This window comes from Streptomyces sp. NPDC000941 (assembly GCF_053599555.1).
Window position 1 is genome coordinate 1 of the sequence record NZ_JBSFMM010000243.1, and the last position, 16,302, is coordinate 16,302.

A 16,302-nucleotide genomic window follows, 5' to 3' on the forward strand; every position below is an offset into this window, starting at 1 on the left:
GGTTCTGGCCCTACCACTCACGCGACAGGGCCAGAACCCAAGATCTTCATCAGTCTTCTAGGAGCGCCTGCAAGCGCAAGGAGGGATTCCAGTCGTACGGAATGCTCCGGACGGAGGTGGGGTGGTCTGCTGGGGAGGGCGGGGAGGGGTCAGTCGCCGCTGGTCAGCGCGGGCAGAAGCAGGGCGTCCGTGACCTCGATGAGTTGGTCGGTGTCGGACTCGGTACCGGTGAACAGCTTCTGCGCGAACACGCTGCCCAGCAGGAACATCTCGGTGTGGGCCAGGGCTTGCTGTACCCGCCCGCGAGCAGGCTCTGAATCTTGTTCCGCACCTCCGTGAGCTTGTCCTGGAGTTGCGGGAAGTCACTCAGGAGGGCCTGGGAGGTGCTGGCGGTCTCATCGGAGTTGACGTTGAAGTTGGGCATGACACTGCTCCTCGAGGTGGCTGGGTTCACCCCCGTGCACCCGTGCAACGGGCCCGGATGATTCCGGGTGGCGACGCTGGGTATACGGGATCGATTGACCGGGAGGTTCAATCAACGGCCCAGGAGGCAGCGCCCGGTCATCGAACGATCCGCCCGGCCCCACCCGTGTACTGGTCATCAAGCCGATACCGGAGGACCCTAGGTGGACACGATGAGCAACAGTCCCGGAGCAAGGCCCGGGAGCGGGGCACGACCGACGGCGTGGCGCCGCCCGCTGTACGCCCTCATAGGGCTGCTGGTCATGTGTCTGGCCGGGTTCGGTGCCTTTGCGGCCGCCGCCGACGATGATGATGACCTGATCAGGGTGTTCGTGGTGCAGGACCCGGCGCAGACCGGTGGCACGCCGGTCACCCTGGCCGAGATCGCGCAGTCCGCTCTCGGTGACCAGGCCCGGGCCGACGGCATCTTCACGCTGAACCGTGGTCGCGTGCAGAAGGACGGCGACAGCCTGGACAGCCTTGACGAGTCCCTCCATCCGGGCTGGATCCTGCGGCTGCCCACGGATGCGACGGGGCCGGATGTGCAGTTGGCCCGGGAGACCGCGGAAAGCGGGACCACAAACTCCGGAGGCCAGGGCCAGGGCCAGGGCCAGGGCCAGGGCCAGGGCCAGGGCCAGGGCCAGGGCCAGGGCCAGGGCCAGGGCCAGGGCCAGGGCCAGGGCCCGGACACGGACACGGACACGGCCGCGCCGGCGCCGGCGACCGGTGGTCCGTCGACCCGGTCGTCGGCCGAGGTGTTCGCCATCCCGCTCGCCTCCGCCATTGCGGCGGCCGGCGCGTTCGTGCTCGCCCTGGTGACGGCGGCCATCGTGGGCCGTCGCAGGATCCGGTCCTGGAGGGCCGCGGCCGGCCGCGCGGCGTGGAGTCTGGGCGACCCCGCCCGGCGCCGGCGCCGTCTGGCGGCACGGCGGTCCCTGGGCCTTCGGTTCGCAGCCGACGCCGACGCCGACGCCGACGCCGACGCCGACGCCGACGCCGTACGACGGGCTTACCGGACCCTCGGCGACTTCACGGTGACCCCGCAGCGCCCGGCCGTACCCGTCCGTGCTCTGCGGGTGGAGGACGCCAGGGTGACGGCGTGGCTGGAGACACCAAAGGCCCCGGACGACACGTGGACACACCTCGACGGCCCGCGCTGGCAGCAAACCGCGCCGGCCGCCGGCTGGCTGGACCGGCCCGATAACGCGGCCCGGGCCGACACGGGGGAGGCGTTCCTGGTCAGGGTCGGCACCGACAGGGACGACTGCCCGGTCTTCGTCGACCTCAGCCGGCTCGACGGTGTGCTCAGTGTGACGGGAAACGCTGTGGTGGCCCGTGACGTCGTGCAGAACCTGCTGGCCGAGGTGGCCCGCAACCGGCCCCGGACCCCCGTGACCGTACTGGCCGGAGCGGATGGATCACCCCCGCCCGTCGTGCCGCCGGGACTGAACCAGCTCGCCCAGCCCGAGCCGCCGGCCGCGACCAGGGACGAGGGGACGCCGGGCACCGTTCGCGCCGCCGCGCACCGGCGCCCGGTCAAGGGCCTGGTGGTGGTAGCCGGTGCCCCCGGACCCCGGGAGACGGCCGAACTGGAGGCGCTCTGCGGGCCGGGCGGCGCGGGGTGGACAGGTGTCGTCTACGGCGACACCGCGGGCGCCCACTGGCAATGGCAGGCCGACGACGACGGGTGGGTGTCCCTCCCCGTTCTCCCTCTGCGTCTGACGGTGCCGGCCTGACGCGGAGCGCGGGAGACCTTCCGCCGACCCGCGCTCCCCTCGCGCGTGGGCCGCGGGAGTTTCCTGCGGGCCGGCAACGTGTGATCAGTGCTTGCCCGGGGTCACGGAAATGTCGCGGAGGTGCCACGGGGTGAAAGGCGGCGCGTGTGTGTTCCGTGTTTCGCGTGACGGCCGCGGACGATCCGCGGCCCGGCCATCAGGAAGGTACGCACATGCTTCACCAGCGTTTCGGGAGATCGCCGTACCCGTGATGACAGGACCCCTGTTGCCGACGTCCTGCAAGGGTGAGGACGGCAGCGGCGCCGCGCTCGATTCACGCTGAGCGTCGCCGCGGTGAAGACACGAGGTGGGCGGCCTCGCGCCGACCGAAGGAACACCGCCGGCCCACGACAGCGACCCATACGCTCCACCGCGCTCTGGCGAACATCAAGGACGATGACGGGGACGGGGACGGGGACGAGGGCGTGCGGTTCACGGCGCGGGCAGGGAGGCCGAGGCGCTCGCCGCGAGCCCAGGCGCCATGGACGGCGTGTCCGGTCGCGATCCGGGTGAAGCAGGTGCCTGCGGGCTCCGTCGGCTGTGAGAACACCATACGGGGCCGGACTGAAACCCAAGGACCCTCTCGGCGCTGGTCACAGCGCACGTGTGGTCAGCGTTGTGTTCCGTCATGCCGCCATTGTGCGCGCTGCCGAACCGGGACTGCGGGACCGTCAGTACGCTCGCATCCCCGGCCTGCGCCCGGCCTTGCTGCCTCTACGCCGGCGTTCGGCCGCTGTCGGACGCGAGCAGCCACGCCACGAGGGTGCGCCAGCGATCGGGCTGGTCGGTCTCGCGCGGGCCGACGAGATAGACCTCCTCGACGAGGCGATCGGAGCGCAGATCGTTTCGGGCGGCGAAGGAGCCCACGGCGGCGTAGGTGAGGTCGAGGTCGTCGTGCGGACCGCAGTGGGTGGCGACGGCGGCTGTCCGCTGAGGCAGGTGGAGTTCCCGCACGGCAGCAGACGCTCCTTGCGGCAGGGGCGGCTCGGCCGGGAGATAGACGGTGGCACGGCCGTGGCCCTCGGTGAAGAGCGTGTGTTCGTAGCGGCCGCCGGGCGGGAGCACCGGCCGCCGGCCGGCTGCCGCGTCCAGGTCACGCATCGCGGCGTCGTACCAGCTCAGCTCGGCTCCGGGCGGAACGTCCAGGCAGACGGCGAGGACGTGCTGAGGTGGAAGAACCTCAAGGCTCACCGCTCGTTGGGCCTGCGGGTCCAGGAGCTCTTGCAGCGCCTGGACCGCTCGCTGGGTGCGACCGAGCCGGTCTTCGAGCCGGCGCAGGTGGGCGGCGACGATCTGTTGCGCCGCGCCCGGGCCCGTCGCGCCCTCGTCGGCGGACTCCGCCTCGAGGAAGCGCCGGAGGTCCGGTAGCGGGAGGTCGAGCTCGCGCAGCCGCCTGATGGTCAGCGCCGGCCGGACCTGTGCGGGCGTGTAGTAGCGGTAGCCCGTGGCCGGGTCGACCTCTGCGGGGAGGAGGAGCCCCTGCTCGTGGTAGCGGCGCAGGGCGCGGATGCTCAGGTGCGTGATGCGGGAGAATTCTCCGATGGTCAGCCGCTCGGCCACGGTGTCCTCCTCCCGGTCCGCGTCCGGACCGGTGCCGTCTCGGTGTCAGGATTCGATGTCCAGGCGGGTGATCTTCCCCTGTGCGTCGCGCGTGAAGGCGAACCGGAGGGTGACCGGGCTGCCGGGGAAGTCGCCGCAGACCTCCGCGACAGCCTTGCACGCGGTGGCCGTACCGGTGGCCTCACGCAGGTCGTAGCGCACGGAAGGGACCTCGGCGCGCCAGCGGCGCACCGCCGTGAGCCCGTGGTGGCTGCGGCCGTCGTCGTGTACGACGACGTCGTCGGCGAAGAGCGCGAAGTAGCGTTCACGGTTGAGGTCGACCGCCGCGCCGAAGTACTCCTCGGCAAAGCCCTGGATGTCCTGCATGGTCTTCTCCTGTGTCGTGGTCGGTGGGGGTGCCCTTATGGGTTCGGTCAGGCCGGGGCGGCTGGTCGTGACGCGTAGCGGGTGCCGTCTGCGGGCATCGCGAAGAGGTGGCCGACGCGTCGCCTGGCGGGGCAGCCCCCGTGGCGGGTTGCTGATGCGGGTCGCCTCATCTGCGAGGCGGTTCTCCGCCGGCGTCCAGGCCCGCGAAGATGTTCACCTGGTCGAGTTCGGTCACGTGCATTCCTCCGGCGAGAGGTTCTGTCCACCCGGCCTCACCTGCGGCACCGGTCTGCGGCATCCACGTGATGAAGAGCCTGCCGACGCTGCGGCGGTCCTGCCCTTGTCAGCGGTCTGCCGGTGCCTCCGGGACCGGTGACACCACCCCCCGGATCATGTGGTTCAACAGGGGGAGAAGTCATGCCGGGCCCGGAGGCCGGGAGCCCGGCTGCGGGGCCGCGGTGAGGACAGCGGGGGATCAGAGGGTCCGAATGGTGCCGCCGTCGACGACATTTTCGGCGCCGGTGACCGCGCTCGCCCGGTCCGAGGCAAGGAAGGCGATCACCTCGGCCACCTCTTCGGGCTCGGCGGGCCGCCCCAGCGGGATGCCGCCGAGGACCTGCATCAGGTCCTCGAGAGCGGCCTGCCGAGAGATGCCGTCCTCGCTCATCCGGCGCGCGAGCAGGTGCTCGGCACCGTCGGTGCGGATGAAGCCGGGCGCGACCGAGTTGACCCGGACACCGGCCGGGGCGACCTCGTTCGCGAGTCCCTTGCTGTAGGCGGCCAGGGCGCTCTTGGCCGCGGCGTACGCCAGCGTCGAGTGGTACAGCGGCATGCGGCGCTGGATGGAGGTCACGTGGAGGACGCTGCCCGATCCGCGCGCCACCATCTTGGGGACCAGCTCGCGGTCCAGCCGGACCGCAGGGAACAGGTTGAGCGCCAGCTCCTGCGCCCACAACTCCTCGTCGAGAACCGCGTAACCACCGGCCGGGGAACGGGAGCCGCCCACCACATGCACCAGGATGTCCGGCACGCCGACCAGCTCGCCCACTGCCGCAGCCGCCGACGCGACACCATCGCGGGTGCTCAGGTCGGCCCGGACGAAGAGGGGGTCCGCGGTCTGCGGCGGCGTACGAGCGATGGTGACGACCCGCGCCCCGGCGTTGCCGAGCCGGCGTGCCGTCGCCAGCCCGGTTCCCTTGCTTGCGCCCGCCACCACGGCGAAGCGTCCGTCGAGATCAGTGCTGCTCATGACCTCGAGCCTGCACCCTCCCGCTGGGAGAGACTCAAGCGCATGACCGTATCGTCTGGGCCGACTCGGGGTATGCCGGAAAGCTCGTCGACCGGGCCGGACAACACCTCAACCTGACCGTCAAGCCCGTCGGCCGCCCCAAGGACGCCTCCGGCTTCGTCATCCCGCCCCGCCGCTGGGTCGTCGAACGCCCGATCGCGTGGATCATGCACGCCCGCCGCCGCGCACGCGACTACGAACGGCTCGTCCAGCACTCCTGAACACCGACTACCTGGGCCGCCGTCACCCTCATGGCCCGCCGCCTCACCAGAGGCAGGAAGAGCGTGACCCGCTGGCCGGATCGACGGCGCGGCGGGAGTGCCGTTGCCTGGCCATCGTCATCTTGCCCATTGTGGGCAGAACTCCACGTGCAATTGTTCCCAGTTGCGCATTTTCGGTGTGTCCAAGCCCCAGTCGTAGATGGGTCGGCAAACGTGATAGTTGCAGGCGCCGGGAATGTAGAGTTCGGTAGCGGCTTCGGGGGGGCCATGCTTTGTGACGGCGAATATCTCCTTGGCTCCTTCCCGGAAGGCTGCGGTCCCGCCGGTCAGTAACAGCGTCTCGGCGTAGATATCCTTGCGAAGGAGGAACTGGTTCGCCTCCTTCGGGCTGTCCGGAATGATGCAGTCGGCATCGAGGTCAGGAAGGTCTCGCTCCGGCACACTGGCGGTGCGGAGCTCTCGGACGGTGTTCCCCGTGTTGAGATGCTCCCGGATTCGCTTCCAGCGCGAAGGGCGAAGCTGCACTGTGCGGGGAGCCAGCACGAGGTCGAGTGGCTGCCCGTCTTCCTCGCCGGCACCTACGGTCGGAGCGGTACGCATCGGCAGGTAGACCAACGATCGCGGCGACCGCGCTGCGAGCAGCCACAGGGTGCCAATGCGCCTGCCGTCCGTTCGGTCCACGTACATCTGGTAATGGCCGTGAGCCTTGTAAAGCGCCCCGTTCTTCAGCGGTCCAGCCGGCCGGATCACACGGTATTCCGTACCTCCCAGCCGCACCTTCTGCACGGCAATCTTCACTCGCAGACTGTCCCGGGTCAAAGGCGCCCGTGACGCAGCCATATCGCTTCCCCCTGCCTGCCGGCCCAGCCGGTCATGCCGGTGAGTCCGTTTTCCCTCAGGCACCGGCTCGGACACAGGTTGCCGAGGCCGGTGCTCCCGCTGCCGGAGGACGCCCCTACAACCCCTGCGAAGGTCAACAGAGCAGATCCGACCAGCATCCCCAGCGGAACGACTCTAGATCCGCTCACTCATCAGAAGCCACACGCGTTCAGGAACAAGCACGTAGCTTGTTCCTCAACGTTCAGCCGCTCCGGATCGCCGCTCACCGGTGTGCCTACGTCTCATTCAGTGCCGCGGCAGCCGCGTCAACGAAGGGCGTGATCAGCCGAATGCAGGCACGCAACGTCTCCTGGAACTCACGGCGATTCTCCCGGCTGGCGTTCTCGACTACGGCCGCCAGAGCAGTGGAGAGGGTGCCCGACATGATCAACAAGTTCGATGCTGCGACTTGGACCGAGGAGGGGCCTTCCAGGTCGATCAGTGTCACCGCCCGACGCAGCTGCCGATGCCGGTCGCGGTGGGCGGTCAAGGCGGCCTGACACTCGGTGGTCGAGAGACCGTCGACTCCCCGGAGCCCGTCAGCGACGCCCTGGGCCTGCTCAATGAGGCCCAGGTACGCGGCCCGCCGAGTCTGACGGATGCCTTCGCGGCGCTGCGCTTCAGTGGTCGCATCGACCTGGATCCGAGCAGCGTGGGCGTTGCCCCTGCTGGTCAGCCAGCTCGCCAGCGAGCTGGCCGCGATCGCCGTCACACCTGTGAGGCCGGCGACGAACAGCGAGTTGTCAGGCATGCCCAGGAGTCTCTCCAAGAAGACCCCACGACGGCCACCGCTTCCTGATCAGTACCCGACGTTGCAGGGGGTTGGGAGTGTGCTTGCTGTCCTCATCACGAGCACTGGCACCCGAAGCGCTCACCTCAGCACCGCTGCTGACGAGGTGAGTTGATTCTCGCATCCGTCGTTCCTCCGCTCCGCGCACCCGGGCCCAGCTCGGCGTGCAGCCCGACTTCGCCACCGCCGTGAACGCGTCAACCCAGCCCGCCGGCTGACCGGCGCAGGCCCGCCGCCCGGCCTCGCACGCACCTCAGGGAAGGGCCGACACCGTCTTTCGCGGGAGCAGAACGCAGCCGAGCCGCGCCCAGGCTCGGTGGCGTACCGAACATGCGCCGGTATTCACGGCTGAACTGTGACGGGCTCTCGTATCCGACGCTGAGGCCGACACCGGTGATGTCGCAGGGACGGCCGGCCAGCAGCAGCCGGGCTTCCTGCAGGCGGATACGCTTTTGGAACTGGATCGGGCTCATCTCCGTCACCGCGTGGAAACCACGGTGGAAGGCGGACACACTCATACCGGCGATCCGCGCCAGGTCCTCGACCCGGAACGCCGTGGCGTAGTTGCCGTGAATCCACACCGGAACTCGCCCCGGTGACCACGGCTGTCTTCATCCTGTGCCTCCCGCACATACGAGGCCTCACCGGCCCACCGAATGTGCTTCCAAGGCAACCGTGCCGACCGTACCGGCCATAGCAGGATCCTGCCGCCGCACACGAGACCGTGCCACAGCAGTCGAGTCGGGCAAGGCCGTCGGAGGCCACCGCAGCGATGAGACGGTCCGGGCCCCAAGCACAGTGAACCGACCGGCCCCCGCAGAACACGTGACTACAGGTGAGCGGCGCCCACCACAGGGCGTGGCGCCGCCCATGCCGGGGAGAGGGCTCCCGGCGATACACGCAGGTCCACGGCGTCCAGCCGACACATGTGACCATGCCGCGCCCGTGCCGCAGCCCATTGGCCCTCGTCCCCACCGCCCGCGCCCTCACCACAGCAAAGCCGACGTCGCCTCACCGACACCCAGTGATGTGCAGCAGCGCACCGTCGTCACTCTTTCGGCACTGACCCCTGCTTACCCTCGGCGCTCCTTGATCGAAAGCCGGATGGCTCCGAGACCAGTCAGCCCCCGCCCTGACGGGACCGAGCACCGGTACAGCACAGAAGCAGGACCTTCACATCATGACGCTGCCAGCGGTTATCGACGAATCAGCGCGCTCTTCGGCGCCAGCCGGCGTGGACGGCCTGGTCGAACAGCACAGAGACGCCCTTCTCGCCTACGCACGAATGATGCTGACGGACCAACACCTTGCAGAGGACGTCGTACAGGAAACGTTCATCAAGGCGTGGCGTCATCTGGACCGCCTCCGCGACCAGGAAGGCTCCGTCCGCGGGTGGCTGCTCAAAGTCACCAGGAACCTGATCACCGACCGGGTACGCAGCGCTCCCGCCCGGCGGGAGATCCTGACCTCCGAAAGCCCCGACATGGCAATGGCCGACAAGACCGAGTCGATCCTGACCTCCCTTGAACTGACCTCCCTGCTGAGTGGACTGTCCCAGGAGCACCAGGAGGCGCTCGTGCTCATCCATGTCTACGGGCGCACCGTGAACGAAGTGTCGCGCATCCTGGATATTCCGCCCGGCACCGTGAAATCACGCCACCACTACGCGGTGCACGGCCTGCGAAAGCTGCACTCACAACGCAAGCCCTGACGATCTGGCACACAGCCGCAGACGAGGCGGCGAAGCCCCGGCGGCTGATCCTGGCCGGGCGGCGGAACCGCAACGCGCGCAGCGATCACGAGTGGCACCAGCGAAACCGGTCCGGGCCTGCCTTCCGGCCCGGAGGCAAACCGTGGGCGCGCCGCGAGGCGCCGGCCGGTGTCCGCCGGCCGGCCGCTCCCGTCCGCCTTGTCACGGAGCCAGGGACAGCACAGGCCCGTGCCGCGGCGCAGCCCGCCCGGCCCCGCGCGCCGCACGGACATCGTCCAAGCCCGCCGGCCAGGACACGTCAGGCATTTCGCCGACAGGCCCGCGGGCCGGCGGGCCGTTCGACATCACACATGCGCAGTCATCGGCCCCGGCCGGCCGCGGGGACGGTCTTCCCCCTGTCGCTCTTCGGGATGTCGGCCTTGACGGCGAACCAGACTTCGCCCACTGCCCGGCCGTTCGTCTGGCCCGGTTCCTTACGCGGACCGTCACCGCAGCCGACGCCGGCCGCCCCCTGCGCACACAGGCACCGATACCGGCACCTCACAGCACCCTTACGCTAAACTCTTACGTGTCTTACGTGTCTTGTATGGAGGGAAGGACCAGACATGGCCCAGGACACACCAGACACCACAACCACCACAGCCGACGCCGTACGGCGATGGGGTATCGATGAGGCACGTAAGGCCTTGTACGACCTGGTAGACGCCGCAGCGGCAGGCCGACCCGCACTGATCGGCCGCGGAACGAAGTGCGCGATACTCTCCCCGCTCAACCACCTGGACCCCACCTGGCAGACCCAGCTGCCCACCCTCCCGGCCACACCGGTCACCACAGCGCGCAGCAAACTGGGCGACCTGCTGACCGCCGCAGCCTCCGGCACCCCCCAGCTGCTCCTGCACCGCCGCACACCGGTCGCAGCCCTCCTCCCCGCCACCCCCGAAACCCTCCCGCCCCCCAGAACCTCCGCCGCCCGCCAGACCACCACCACCTCGCCGGACGCAACAGCGACCGCACGCCGCCTGACAGCCCTGGACGACGCTCTCGACGAGGTACTGACGCCCGGCGCCTCCGGTCACGATCAGACCGCCTCCTTCGGCCTGACCGCCCTCGACACAACGCTCGGCAGCCTCAGACCAGGCACGCTGACCCTGATCGCCGCAGCCCCGGGCGCCGGCGGAAGCCTGATCGCCGCAGCCGCCGCCCGCCACACCGCCCTCACCCGCGGGCTCCCCGTCCTGTACGCGGCGTCAGGACTGACCCGCGCAGACATCGCCGCGCGAATCATCGCCGCCGAAACCCCCGCGGACTACCGACGACTGCGCACCGGCGCCCTGACCACCGCAGAGGAGAAAGCCGCGGCCGAAACCCGGCGCCGCCTCGCAGGCGCTCCTCTGCACATGGACGACGGCACGGACCTGACCGCCGAAGTCATCGCACAAACCGCCCCGGACATCACCGGCCTGACACTGGTGGTCATCGACCGCCTGCAATACACCCACGACCCCGCGGTCCCGCTCTCCGGCCCCGAACTACCCACCGCCACACGGGTTCTGACCCACCTGGCCAGAACCCGGAACATCCCGGTCCTAGCCGTACTCGACACCGACCTCCCCGACGCGGTGGCCGCACTGGACCCAGACGTCACTCTCACCCTGACCCGCACCGGCGAACACGCCCGCATCGACATCTCCGAACGCGACTTCGGCCCCCAGACCACCACACAGCTGCGCGCCGAACTGCCCTACGCCCGCTTCACCGACCCCACCGACAGCGCCCCAGCCCCCGGCCCCGGCCCCGCACAGGCCGCCCCCGCTACACCGGAATCCCACCAACTACCCCGCCCAGCCCGGGAGGCGGCCACCACTCAGCACCCTGCCCCCTCCGCCACCAATACGACACCACAACAGCCCCAGCCCACATCCACACCAACCCCCGCACGGCAACAGCGGCGCCTCAGCCCCGCAAAGACCAGCCTGTCCACCTTCATCTCCGACCGCGTGGCCCACGCACTTCAGGCACACGGCGGCGACACCGACGCAGCACTGAAAGCACTGGCCGGCGACGGCGGTTCGGCGATTCCCGATGTGATGGAACTGTTCGAGGCAACACGGGTGGAGACGAGCTATCAGCACACGACCTACCCCAAGCTGCCCGAACCACTGGTCCGCAAGAGGCGTGACAACGCGGACGAGGTGTGGGAGGCACGCCCGAAGTTCACCAACCCTGCCGTGCCCGACGGCACGGAGGTGACCGAGCTCGACGTCAACGCCGCCTACCTTGCCGCGCTCCAATCCGCACACCTTCCGATCCGCACGATCACCCACAACCCGGAAGGCTGGGACGACCTGGCCAACTACGGCAAGGGACCCGACCTTTCGGGAATCTGCCGCATCGACCCGGTCCAGTGGGCTCACCCTGAGCTGCCGCACCCCCTCGGCGACGACCGGGAAACCCCTGGGACGGTATGGGTGCCGACATCGGTAGTGCTGAGCCTGAAGGATTTCGCTTCACCGTCGTACGGAGAACTGTGCGCACCACCGGTGATCCGGGAAGCCTACGTCGCCAAGGGAAGCGCGGCCCTCTTCAAAGGGCTGGTGCAGGTACTCAATGAAGCCAGAATGCAAGCCATCGCAGACGGCGACAACCTGACGAAACACTACATCGCGGCAATGTACGCAAAATTGGTCTCCACCATGGGCGACAGCCGCAACAACCACGAACTAAGGCGCCCCGAATGGCAGCACATCATTCGCGGCCAGGCATTCGCCAATCTGCGACGCAAGGCAATCCGTGCATACCAGGCAGGATTGACGGTCACTCACGTAGGCGGTACGGACGAGCTCCATCTTTCCGGTAACGTATGGGGAGCTGTCAGAAACGGCAAACCCCTGTTCCTTGAGGGACGCGCACTGAACCAGATCAAGGCGAAGAAAACTTCGCGCCGGGGAGACGCCTAATGGCCCGTCAGCCGCATACCGGAGGCCCCCTGCACGACTGGGGACGCGGCCCCGACAGCGGCGGCACCGCCTTCGGCAGACAACTGAACGCCGAAGTCCTCGACCTGATGCGGCACTCGGACATCATCCCTCCAGCCCACGCATCACCCAGCTGGAGAGCCCAACTGACCTACCTCAACAACCGCAACGGCGGACGCGACGCCATGGACCGCGCCGGAATCCCCGCCAGCACCCGCCGCGGCTGGAAAACCCGCACCCCCAGCCGCACCAGCCGCGAACGCCTCAACCAAGCCTACTGGCAGCTTCGCGCCACCAACTGGAAACGCACCGGACACACCCCGCCCCCTCATATCCGCGAAGCCATCGCACAACAGATCAAAGAACGAGCCTACGGCAGACGAATGACGGTCACCCCCGTCGACTGGCGCGACGTCCAAAGACAGGCTCAGGGAGCCCAAAAAACAGCCAGCGAACGAGAGATCCGCCTCAGCCGGCGCAGCTGGGACAACTTGATCGACGCATGGGTCTCCGGCGACGAAACAGCCCTCGACACCGCGTGGATGGACTTCTCAAGCGAAATTGACTCCCCAGCAGAGCTCTATTACGAAGTAGAACACGTAGGGTTCGCGCTCTAGGCATTACGTATGGGGCCACAGCCGTTGCTACGTTCCTTACGTAAGGATTCCGGCGCACTGCTTACGGTTCGCTTCGCTCATCGACGCATCAGGTCAAAGGGCATGAGGAAGCCCCCGGACCACACGCCACGGGAGGCCACGCATGATCCGAGGGCCAGCCGACACGCTGCTCAGCGGGGCGGGGGCACGGGGTTAGCCACTGGACAGGCAGGTGGGGCACGTTACGCGTCGCTGCCACTCGTCCACATTGCCGGACGCGCCGCAGACAGGCCGACCCTCCGTGAGCCTGTGTACGGTCATGACGTCGTCTCCGACCGTGCCACCGACCCGACGGGTGGGCGGATTCAGGATTTCCCGTTCAACGGCCTTTCGGTCCTTCATTGCCACGCTCCCGCCTCGAAGTGGTACGGGCGCGTGATGTGTTCCTGGTACTCCAGGTGGCCAGGGTTGGACTTGAGGTGCTTTGCGGCCCACGCAGTGCCCTCTTCGAACTCTTCTGCCATCGGCCCGCTCTCGCCGCACGTCTTGCAGCGCATGGTGGACGTGATCGGTTCTGATTCCGGCCGGAGATCCGGCAGGATCGTGAACTCGCGGAATCGGTAGATGGCCCGGGTCATACGCGCCCCCTTCTGGCGGCAGCAAGCCTCCTGCTGTGGTCCGGGTGCCGCTTCAGTAACACGGCGCAGTCGGTAACCTTGCTCAGGTCTCCGGACTTGCGCGCCGCTACCTTCTCGCGCTCCAGGCGGGCGCACTCCGCACAGTTCGCGCTCATGACACCCCTGCCGCCCGCCGTACCGCTTCCAGCCGCTGCGCTATGCCGCACGACTGGTCGGGCGTGCACGTCTCGCATTCGGCTCGGTGCATGAGGTACGCCGACTGGAGCTGTTGAAGGTCGGCGGTGCGGGGGTGTTCGGAGACTTCGCGCTCAGGCACGGCTCACCTCTGCCAGGCGAAGGTCTTCCGGGCGTGCCTGCCGTTCCCTGTCCCCCGTGCCGGGGCGTGAGCATGGTGTACGGTCCGCGCCGGCCCATGTACACGCCCAAGCGGTCGGTAGCCGTATCTCTCAGCACCGTCCCCACGTTCGGGTGACCATGGCTACTCTTGCGCACGGCTGCCTGTCCTTTCTCTCGGGTGTGCAGGTGGCCCGCGCCCGCGGACGTTTGCCCGTCGCGGGGGCACCTGTTGGGCGCGTTGCACTTGTCTCACGAGCTTCGAGGCAGCCGACTCCCGAGAGAACCGCGAACGGGGAACCCCGCAACCCACTTTGGGGAACCCCGGTACGGCCCGTTTGGGGAACCCCGTTCGGGCCCCGGGGGCTACGCTGGGGAGATCACTCTCCGTCTCTGCTAGGTGGGCCATGGACGAAGGCGAGATGCAACGTGCTGGCTATCCGCTGACGATTCCTGACGCCCTGCTGCAGAGCGAGGCGATGCAGCGGGCATGCGCTACCCGCAACTTCCGGGAGATCTTCCGCCTCGTCAACAGGCGTACGGGCTCCAGCCATGCGGACATGGCCGCAGCAATCGGCAAGATGACGAGTTCCCGCGTGAGCGACATCATCCGGGGCGTCCGTGGCGTACGTGGTGAACAAGTGATCGTACGTATTGCCGACGGCTTCGGAATTCCTGGCGAAATGCTCGGACTGCCGAGCCGGCCATGGGAGGGTTCCCTAAATGGCATTGACGGAACCGCCAACACCGGAGCTACCGTCGAGGCTGTAACTGATTCCAGGGCCAAAGCGTGCGGTCAGTACGTGCGGGAGAACCGCGGAAGCCTGGACCTATTGACGGTGGCTGAACTCCGGCAACAAGTGCAAACCCTGGAGGCACGCTATGTCACTGAGCCGTCTACGGCGCTAATCGCCGAGATCGGGCAGCATTTGGGGCAACTCGCGTACTGGCGTACTCACACGACCACGTATGCTGTTCGCCGAGATCTCTACGCCGCACAGGCGGAGGCCTCCACTCTAATGGGGCAATTGGTCTGGGATGCTTCGGGAAGGACCGACCACGACACCCCTCGCACATACTTCGCTCAAGCCGCCGAGGCAGCACGTGAATTGCGTGACCCCGTTGCTGAGGGGCTGGCCTTACTACGTACTTCTTTTGTTTCCCTATACGGCGAGAAGAACCCGCGTGCCGGTCTAGAAATTGCACAGCGCTCCGCCGGCACGGTCGAGAATACCAGCCATATTCTCGCAGGCCTCGCTGTGCTACACGCAGCCGAGGCTTACGCGATGCTGCAGCAACGCCGAGACTGCGAAAAAACATTGAGAAACGCTGAATGGCATTTCAGTCAAGTTAATGCCAACGATGCAGGCGCGTCGATGTTCTCTCCTGGACAGTTCGGGCGACTGGTTGGGTCTTGCTTTCTTTTCCTAAACGACACTGCTCGCGCGCAGGCAGTCTTGGAGAGCACGGCTAAAGAGGTGCGTGAGGGGTCCAAATCTCATGCTATCGCTCTGGGGAATCTGACGCTTGCGTACATTCGAGACCGGAAGGTAGATGAAGCTGCGGGCACACTCGGTAAAGCGATTGACATTGTAGAACGCAACCGAGGTGGCGGCGGGCTGAACCTCATCTTTCAGGCAGGTCGTGAACTGCAACCCTGGCGAGGCATCACGGTAGTGCATGAACTCAATGACCGGCTTCTGAATCTCATTGCATCCGCATAAGCAGAAAGAGGGCATCGATGAATAGGGCCCAAATCCAGTATGCCAAACAAGCCGTCCGCGAACGTGTGTGGGCCCTACTGGAGCCCACACACGGGGATGTAACAGGCCGTATCCCTTCCTTCATCGGTGCGCACTCTGCCGCTATGCGACTTGCTGAGCACTCTTCTTGGCAGGACGCGAGGGTCATTAAGGCAGTCCCGGATAAGGCCCAGCTGCCTGTACGGGCCCTAGCGCTCGAAGATGGCAAGCAAGTTTATATGGCATCACCGAAGCTAGCTACAGAAAAGCCGTTCTACCTATTGGATCCTGGAAAACTCACCATTCCAGTGAGCGAGGCTGCCGAACGCCGCGTAGCAGCAAAAGTGGCACAACCCGTAGACTTGGATGAGATGCCGTCAATTGACTTGGTTGTCTGCGGCAGCGTTGCTGTGAACGCCGAGGGTGTACGACTCGGAAAGGGTGCAGGATATTCGGATATCGAAGTAGCGCTATTGCAAGAGGCTGGGCTCATCGGCCCAAATACACTTATTGCGACCACGGTCCACCCTCTCCAAGTCGTGAATGAAACCCTACCCGAGTCCGAACACGACTTTCGGGTGGACCTGATTGTAACCTCGGATGAAACTATCGTGTGTGCACCTCACCCACGTCCGCCCGGCATCATCTGGGAACACCTCGCTCCGGGCTCCATCGCCGCAATCCCTGCGCTGGCAAATCACAGGCCAGATGACCGGTAGAAGATAAAATTCCTCATGCCATTCTGATATTTGACAGAATGTAACTATCTGTAGCTGATGGGTTTTTGCTCTCGAATCAATAAAGAATCAGCAATTTCTAATTTATGGGCAGCGGATATATTTCATCCTTGGGAATTTTACAATTGAGAGTTGAATAAAACTCAGGCTCCGGACGCACCGTCAGCACCCTTTGCTGTAGCCAGCTTGAGCGCGCGCAGCGCGCGATCCCTGCCGCGCAGCGGCAGGG

Annotated in this window: 13 protein-coding genes and 1 pseudogene; 7 read left to right on the plus strand and 7 right to left on the minus strand. The window is 67.0% G+C overall.

Translation table 11 applies throughout. The annotated features are described in order from the left end of the window. The first annotated feature begins 635 nt into the window (after positions 1-635). Positions 636-2,198, plus strand: a complete 1,563-nt coding sequence (locus tag ACWDSL_RS45045) for a hypothetical protein (protein WP_450494460.1) — start codon at positions 636-638, stop codon at positions 2,196-2,198. 753 nt (positions 2,199-2,951) lie between these two features. Here ACWDSL_RS45045 and ACWDSL_RS45050 read toward each other — a convergent pair. The 3 genes from ACWDSL_RS45050 to ACWDSL_RS45060 all read right to left on the minus strand — a co-directional run bounded on the left by ACWDSL_RS45050 (position 2,952) and on the right by ACWDSL_RS45060 (position 5,412). Continuing rightward, on the minus strand, positions 2,952-3,797 hold the full coding sequence (locus tag ACWDSL_RS45050) for a MerR family transcriptional regulator (RefSeq protein ID WP_450494462.1): 846 nt from the start codon (positions 3,795-3,797) through the stop codon (positions 2,952-2,954). Positions 3,798-3,842: 45 nt separating this feature from the next. After that, complete coding sequence (locus tag ACWDSL_RS45055) at positions 3,843-4,163, minus strand: nuclear transport factor 2 family protein (RefSeq protein WP_450494464.1); 321 nt, start codon at positions 4,161-4,163, stop codon at positions 3,843-3,845. 475 nt (positions 4,164-4,638) lie between these two features. Then, entirely contained in the window at positions 4,639-5,412 is a 774-nt protein-coding gene (locus ACWDSL_RS45060) for an SDR family oxidoreductase (protein ID WP_450494465.1), read from the minus strand. A gap of 23 nt (positions 5,413-5,435) precedes the next feature. On the opposite strand from ACWDSL_RS45060, the gene ACWDSL_RS45065 reads away from it, so the two are divergent. Then, positions 5,436-5,672, plus strand: a complete 237-nt coding sequence (locus ACWDSL_RS45065; RefSeq protein WP_450494479.1) for a transposase — start codon at positions 5,436-5,438, stop codon at positions 5,670-5,672. Between the two features lie 117 nt (positions 5,673-5,789). On the opposite strand, the gene ACWDSL_RS45070 is transcribed toward ACWDSL_RS45065, so the two are convergent. The 3 genes and pseudogenes from ACWDSL_RS45070 to ACWDSL_RS45080 form a co-directional block, all read right to left on the minus strand. Then, positions 5,790-6,470 carry a hypothetical protein gene (locus ACWDSL_RS45070; protein WP_450494467.1) on the minus strand — a complete coding sequence of 227 codons (681 nt, stop codon included), beginning with the start codon at positions 6,468-6,470 and terminating at the stop codon, positions 5,790-5,792. Between the two features lie 316 nt (positions 6,471-6,786). Then, a complete protein-coding gene (locus ACWDSL_RS45075; protein ID WP_450494469.1) occupies positions 6,787-7,302 on the minus strand; it encodes a hypothetical protein in 516 nt (171 codons plus the stop codon). Between the two features lie 236 nt (positions 7,303-7,538). Then, a pseudogene (locus ACWDSL_RS45080) lies at positions 7,539-7,919 on the minus strand (helix-turn-helix transcriptional regulator); the annotation flags it as partial. A 602-nt stretch (positions 7,920-8,521) separates the two neighbouring features. Between ACWDSL_RS45080 and ACWDSL_RS45085 the strand changes: the two are divergent. The 3 genes from ACWDSL_RS45085 to ACWDSL_RS45095 all read left to right on the plus strand — a co-directional run bounded on the left by ACWDSL_RS45085 (position 8,522) and on the right by ACWDSL_RS45095 (position 12,644). Then, a complete protein-coding gene (locus ACWDSL_RS45085; protein ID WP_450494471.1) occupies positions 8,522-9,052 on the plus strand; it encodes a sigma-70 family RNA polymerase sigma factor in 531 nt (176 codons plus the stop codon). Between the two features lie 605 nt (positions 9,053-9,657). Beyond that, complete coding sequence (locus ACWDSL_RS45090) at positions 9,658-12,009, plus strand: DnaB-like helicase C-terminal domain-containing protein (protein WP_450494472.1); 2,352 nt, start codon at positions 9,658-9,660, stop codon at positions 12,007-12,009. Continuing rightward, positions 12,009-12,644, plus strand: a complete 636-nt coding sequence (locus tag ACWDSL_RS45095) for a hypothetical protein (protein WP_450494473.1) — start codon at positions 12,009-12,011, stop codon at positions 12,642-12,644. Before ACWDSL_RS45090 ends, ACWDSL_RS45095 begins: the two co-directional genes overlap by 1 nt. A 377-nt stretch (positions 12,645-13,021) precedes the next feature. Here the strand turns inward: ACWDSL_RS45095 and ACWDSL_RS45100 are convergent, their stop codons facing one another. Further along, positions 13,022-13,261, minus strand: coding sequence for a DUF7848 domain-containing protein (locus tag ACWDSL_RS45100; RefSeq protein ID WP_450494475.1), 240 nt, complete (start codon positions 13,259-13,261; stop codon positions 13,022-13,024). A 740-nt stretch (positions 13,262-14,001) separates the two neighbouring features. On the opposite strand from ACWDSL_RS45100, the gene ACWDSL_RS45105 reads away from it, so the two are divergent. Then, on the plus strand, positions 14,002-15,318 hold the full coding sequence (locus tag ACWDSL_RS45105) for a transcriptional regulator (RefSeq protein ID WP_450494477.1): 1,317 nt from the start codon (positions 14,002-14,004) through the stop codon (positions 15,316-15,318). Between the two features lie 17 nt (positions 15,319-15,335). Next, entirely contained in the window at positions 15,336-16,055 is a 720-nt protein-coding gene (locus ACWDSL_RS45110) for a 5-formyltetrahydrofolate cyclo-ligase (protein WP_450494478.1), read from the plus strand. Positions 16,056-16,302 lie beyond the last annotated feature (247 nt).